At 73.9% G+C, this 4,739-nt stretch carries 6 protein-coding genes and 1 pseudogene; 3 read left to right on the top strand and 4 right to left on the bottom strand.

Annotated elements, in window-relative coordinates:
* On the top strand, window positions 1–337 hold a 337-nt coding region (locus tag ABL57_RS10220; RefSeq protein WP_238986030.1), incomplete at its 5' end, for a cell division protein CrgA.
* Between the two features lie 88 nt (window positions 338–425).
* Entirely contained in the window at window positions 426–623 is a 198-nt protein-coding gene (locus ABL57_RS10215; RefSeq protein WP_062736223.1) for a hypothetical protein, read from the top strand.
* Between the two features lie 65 nt (window positions 624–688).
* Here ABL57_RS10215 and ABL57_RS21225 read toward each other — a convergent pair.
* From ABL57_RS21225 to ABL57_RS10195, 4 genes and pseudogenes are all read right to left on the bottom strand, one after another.
* Window positions 689–1,228, bottom strand: a pseudogene (locus tag ABL57_RS21225) (YceI family protein); the annotation flags it as partial.
* Between the two features lie 152 nt (window positions 1,229–1,380).
* The gene (locus ABL57_RS10205) at window positions 1,381–2,073 is read right to left on the bottom strand and encodes a flavin reductase family protein (RefSeq protein WP_082157364.1); all 693 of its coding nucleotides are present in this window, start codon (window positions 2,071–2,073) and stop codon (window positions 1,381–1,383) included.
* 170 nt (window positions 2,074–2,243) lie between these two features.
* Window positions 2,244–2,795: a flavin reductase family protein gene (locus ABL57_RS10200; RefSeq protein WP_047803365.1), complete on the bottom strand. Its 552-nt coding sequence runs from the start codon at window positions 2,793–2,795 to the stop codon at window positions 2,244–2,246.
* Between the two features lie 21 nt (window positions 2,796–2,816).
* The gene (locus ABL57_RS10195; protein WP_047803364.1) at window positions 2,817–3,512 is read right to left on the bottom strand and encodes an alpha-ketoglutarate-dependent dioxygenase AlkB; all 696 of its coding nucleotides are present in this window, start codon (window positions 3,510–3,512) and stop codon (window positions 2,817–2,819) included.
* A gap of 142 nt (window positions 3,513–3,654) precedes the next feature.
* Between ABL57_RS10195 and ABL57_RS10190 the strand changes: the two genes are divergently transcribed.
* A complete protein-coding gene (locus ABL57_RS10190) occupies window positions 3,655–4,683 on the top strand; it encodes an LLM class flavin-dependent oxidoreductase (RefSeq protein ID WP_047803363.1) in 1,029 nt (342 codons plus the stop codon).
* Window positions 4,684–4,739: the final 56 nt, after the last annotated feature.

The following is a 4,739-nucleotide window of genomic DNA, read 5'->3' as shown; positions in this document are numbered from 1 at the left end:
ACCGGCCGCCGGCCCGCAGGTCGACGAGGAGCTCGCACGGCTGGCGGCTGAGGGACTGCCCGGAGGGTCCACCGCCTACGACCCGGACGCGACCGCCGCCGCGGTGGCGCAGGAGCTGACCGAGAGCTCCCGGCACGGCTCCCCGGAGAGCCACGCCCCCACCCCCACCTGGTACAAGGCCGTCATGCTGGGGCTGCTCGTCGTCGGGCTGCTGTGGCTGATCGTCTACTACCTCTTCCAGGGCGCCTACCCCGTGCCGGGGATCGGGACGTGGAACATCGCCGTGGGCCTGGGCCTGATGATGGCCGGCCTGATCATGACCACGAAGTGGCGCTGACGGCGGCCCGGACCGCCTGACGGGCGGTGCGCGGTCCGCCGCGCCTACTGAGAGAATGGGGGCGGATCCCGACGACCACGGAGGAAACGTGTCCCATTCCAGCACCGACCCGGAGGAGCCGCGCGACCGGCCGCCGCGACCGCTCGAGGACGAGATCGCCGCGTCCCGGCCCCGGCGCGGCGGGCGGATCAATCCCGCCACGTTCGAGGTGCGGCTGCGCCGGTGGGCGCTGCTGCTGCTGATCACCGTCCCGGCCGTCTGGTTCGTGGTGCAGCGGCTCACCTGACGCGCACCGGCGACGACCGACGGCCGGCGGCCCGCACCCCCGGGGGTGCGCTCGGGGTCGTCCTGCGGGGCCGTGAAGGCCACGTCGAGGGTGATCGTCACCTTGTCGGAGACGAGCACCCCGCCGGCCTCCATGGCGGCGTTCCAGGTGATGCCGAAGTCCTTGCGGGAGATGGTGGTCTCGGCGGAGAAGCCGGCCCGGGTCACGCCGAAGGCGTCCACGACCACGCCGTTGAACTCGGTGGCGAGCTCCACGGTGCGGGTGACGTCCTTGATGGTCAGCTCGCCGGTGATGGTGCCCTCCTCGCCGTCGAAGGCCACGGCCGTCGAGCGGAAGGTCATCGTGGGGTGCTGCTCGACGTCGAAGAAGTCGGCGCTGCGGACGTGGCCGTCGCGGTCGGCGTTCTTCGTGTCGATGGAGGCCATCTGCACGGTGGCCGTCAGCGTCGAGTCCTCGACCGGGTCGGCGACCCGGAGCTGGGCGTCGACCTCGCCGAAGGTGCCGCGGACCTTCGAGATGCCGGCGTGGCGGACCGTGAAGGCGACCTCCGAGTGGGCGGGGTCGAAGGTCCAGGAGCCGGGGACGAGGGCGGTGAGCTGGGACATGGTGTTCTCCTCGGGATGTGGATCGAGCAGGTGGTTGCTTCGTCAACTACTCTACGAACCCCATGATGATGTGTCAACAACCTAGAAGGATCTTTTCCGGCCCGGGGAGCCTGTCGGTGCGGAGGTGCACGCGGGGGCTGAGCGCGCCCGGCTCAGTCCCGGGGGTCGAGGGCGGAGCGGTCGCTGAGCCCGTGGAAGCGCCGGCGGTGGTACACGAGCGGGGCGCCCGTGCCCTCGTCCCCGAGGACGTCGACCACCGCGGCGTTGAACACCAGGGCGGGGCCGGCCTTGATCCGGGCCAGTGGGACCGCGCGCAGGACGCGGCCCACGCCGAGCAGCCGCGGCTCCCCGGTCGCCAGGTACTCCCACGGCATGTCCGGCCCGAAGCGCGGGGCCCCCGAGACGGCGAAGGACCGGGCGAGGCCCAGGTTCTCCGCGTCCAGCAGGTGCACCAGGAAGGAGTCCGCCTCGGCCAGCAGCGCCGCCGAGCCCTGCCGGGCCTGCAGCGAGAAGCCGAGGATGGGCGGGACGGCCGACACGGAGGACACCGAGGACGCGGTCAGCCCCACGGGTCCGTCGGGACCCCGGGCGGTGATGATGGCGACCCCTGCGGGATGGTCTGCGAACACCGCCTTGAACGCGTCTCCCACGTGGTCCAGGTCCGGGAGGTGGTCGGCGGGCACCTCCAGGTCGGCGACCACCGCGGCCGCGTGCTCGGCCGGCGCCCCGGAGGGCGGGACCGCGCTGAGCCGGGGCTCCTCCGCGGACGAGGCCGGGCTCCCCCCGGTCGGCGCGGAGCCGCCGGACGCCCCGCCGGTTCCGCGTTCGTGGTGCTGGGCCGCCATGAGGATCCTTCCGTGGGGTGCGGTGGGAACGGTGCCGCCGGACACGGCGCCACCCGTCCACGCTACGACCTCAACCGGAGCAGGCGTCGAAGCATTCCGCCGGTGACGTATCGAAGACTTCTGACGTCATAGACTTGCGCGATGTCCGGCTTTGTGATCCGACTTGGTGCTCACCGGGTCAGCCCCCGGTAGCCGCGGGCGAAGTGCACCAGCGGATCGTCCGCCTGCGCCTCCCGCACCCCCCGGCCCATCGCCGTGACCTCCCCCACCACGAGCCGGTGCGTCGCCGCGGTGTGCACCGCCACGGTGGCGAGCTCGAACCACGCGAGGGCTCCGTCCAGCACCGCCGCTCCCGAGCCCGGAGCGCGGCGGAAGGGCACCCGGTCCAGCAGGCCCTCCACGGGGTTGCCCGGGCTCGCGAGCCAGTTCGCCACGCCCTCCTGGTCCCGGCGCAGCACGGAGAGGGTCCACGCCCCGGCCGACTCCACCGCGTCGCAGATCCGGCCCTCCTCGAACAGGCTCACCAGCATGGTGGGCGGGTCGTAGGACACGTCGAGGAAACCCGTCACGGTCGCGGCGACATCGCGCCGCCGGTGCCGGGCGGCCACGACCGCGACCCCGGAGGCGATGTCCGCGGCGAGCAGCCGGTAGGCGCCGGCGTCCTCCTCGTCCACGGCCGCCGGGTCGATCAGGTGGGCCGGTGCGGCGTCGGGGAGCTCCATCCCGTCAGTGTGGCACGGCGCTCACCGTCCGGGGACGGCACGCCCCGTCATCCGCAGGGTGAGGTTGAGCCGCCCTCCCTTCATGCCCAGCTCCGGGGCGGCCGTGCCCGGAAGAATGCGCGGCACCCCGTGGAACGCGTAGCGGGAGGGGCCCCCGAAGACGAACAGGTCGCCGCTGCGCAACTCCACGTCCCGGTACGGGGCCGCGCGGGTCTGCGGATTCCCGAACCGGAAGACGCAGGCGTCCCCGAGGGACAGGGACACGATCGGGGCGGCGGAGAACTCGTCCCTGTCCTGGTGCATGCCCATCCGGGCCGTGGCGTCGTAGAAGTTCAGCAGTGCCGTGTCCGGCCGGTAGTCCCGGGCCTCCGCGCTGTCCGCGCCGCAGGCCTCCGCCACGGCGCGGCGGCCCAGCTCCGCCAGCCACCCCGGCATGTCCGGGGCCCGCTTGTGCTCGCCGGTGCGCAGGTACCGGTAGGGCGCCCAGTCCCAGCCCAGCGTGGTCGAGCGCACCGACATCCGGCCGCCCCCGGGCAGGACCGCGTGGCGCAGGGGCACCGGGCCGGTGGCCCACTCCCGGCACCGCAGCACCAGCTCCCGCTGCCGGGCGAGGTCCAGCCAGCCCGGCACGTGCACGGCTCCCGGCGCGATCTCGGCGCGCTCCCGCGGCAGCTCGAAGAGCTCCGGCACCCCGAAGGGGGTCGAGGGATCGGTCATGGTGCCGAGCGTAGCCCGGGCCGCCGACAGCCACGGCGGCTGGTGCCCGCCCGCCCTGGGCCGCCTGTGCTCCCCGCCACGGCGCCGTCTTGCGGACAGGAGTAGCGTGGAGGGCCTCCCCGACTCCTGTGAAAGGTCCGCTGTGCCCCTGCCGCTGTCCGTCATCGACTTCGCCACCGTCCGCCAGGGCGCCTCCGTCGGTGAGAGCTTCGCCGACTCCGTCCGCCTGGCCCAGCACGCCGAGCGGCTGGGCTACCGGCGCGTCTGGTACTCGGAGCACCACAACATGCCCACGATCGCGTCCTCGGCCCCGGCCGTGCTGATCGCCCACGTCGCGGCGCACACGTCCACGATCCGCCTCGGCTCCGGCGGGGTGATGCTCCCCAACCACTCCCCCCTGGTCGTCGCCGAGCAGTTCGGCACCCTCGCCGAGCTGCACCCGGGGCGGATCGACCTGGGCCTGGGCCGGGCGCCGGGCACGGACCTGCGCACCGTGCGGGCCATGCGCCGGGACCCCTCCGCCGCCGAGCAGTTCCCGCAGGACGTGCGCGAGCTCCAGGGCTACCTGAGCGGCCACTCCCTCGTGCCGGGGGTCAGCGCCGTCCCCGGCGCCGGGACGAACGTGCCGCTGACGATCCTCGGCTCCTCGCTGTTCGGCGCGCAGCTCGCCGCGGCGTACGGGCTGCCCTACGCCTTCGCCTCGCACTTCGCCCCGGACGCCCTCGCGGACGCGGTGGCCGCCTACCGGGCCCGGTTCCAGCCCTCGGAGCAGCTCGCCGAGCCGTACGTCATCGCGGCCGTCAACGTCATCGCCTCGGACAGCGCCGACGACGCCGCTGCGCAGCTGGAGACCGCTCGGCGAGAGCGGGTGCGGGCCATGGTGGGCCGTGACCGCACGCTGAGCGAGGCGGAGCTGGACATGGTGATGGACAGCCCTGCCGGGCAGCAGATCCTGCACATGCTCCACTGGTCCGTGGCCGGCACCGGCGCCGAGGTGCGGAGCTACCTCGAGGGCTTCGCCGGGGCGGCCGACGCCGACGAGCTGATGATCGCCCCCGCCTCTCCCGGCCGGGAGCAGGTGCTGCGCTCACTGGAGATCCTCGCGGAGGCCTGGGACGGCAGCGCCCGTCACATTGCGGACGAGCGGCCGGGCACGGGCGTGCGACGGTAGCTTGAGGGAACGGCCCGGTCCTCGGGACCGGGCCCGGTAGGCGGCCACCGCGTCCG

Origin of the sequence: Kocuria sp. SM24M-10, from assembly GCF_001027955.1 — a bacterium.
Lineage (GTDB): Bacteria > Actinomycetota > Actinomycetes > Actinomycetales > Micrococcaceae > Kocuria > Kocuria oceani.
This window is presented reverse-complemented; position numbering and strand designations above follow the sequence as displayed.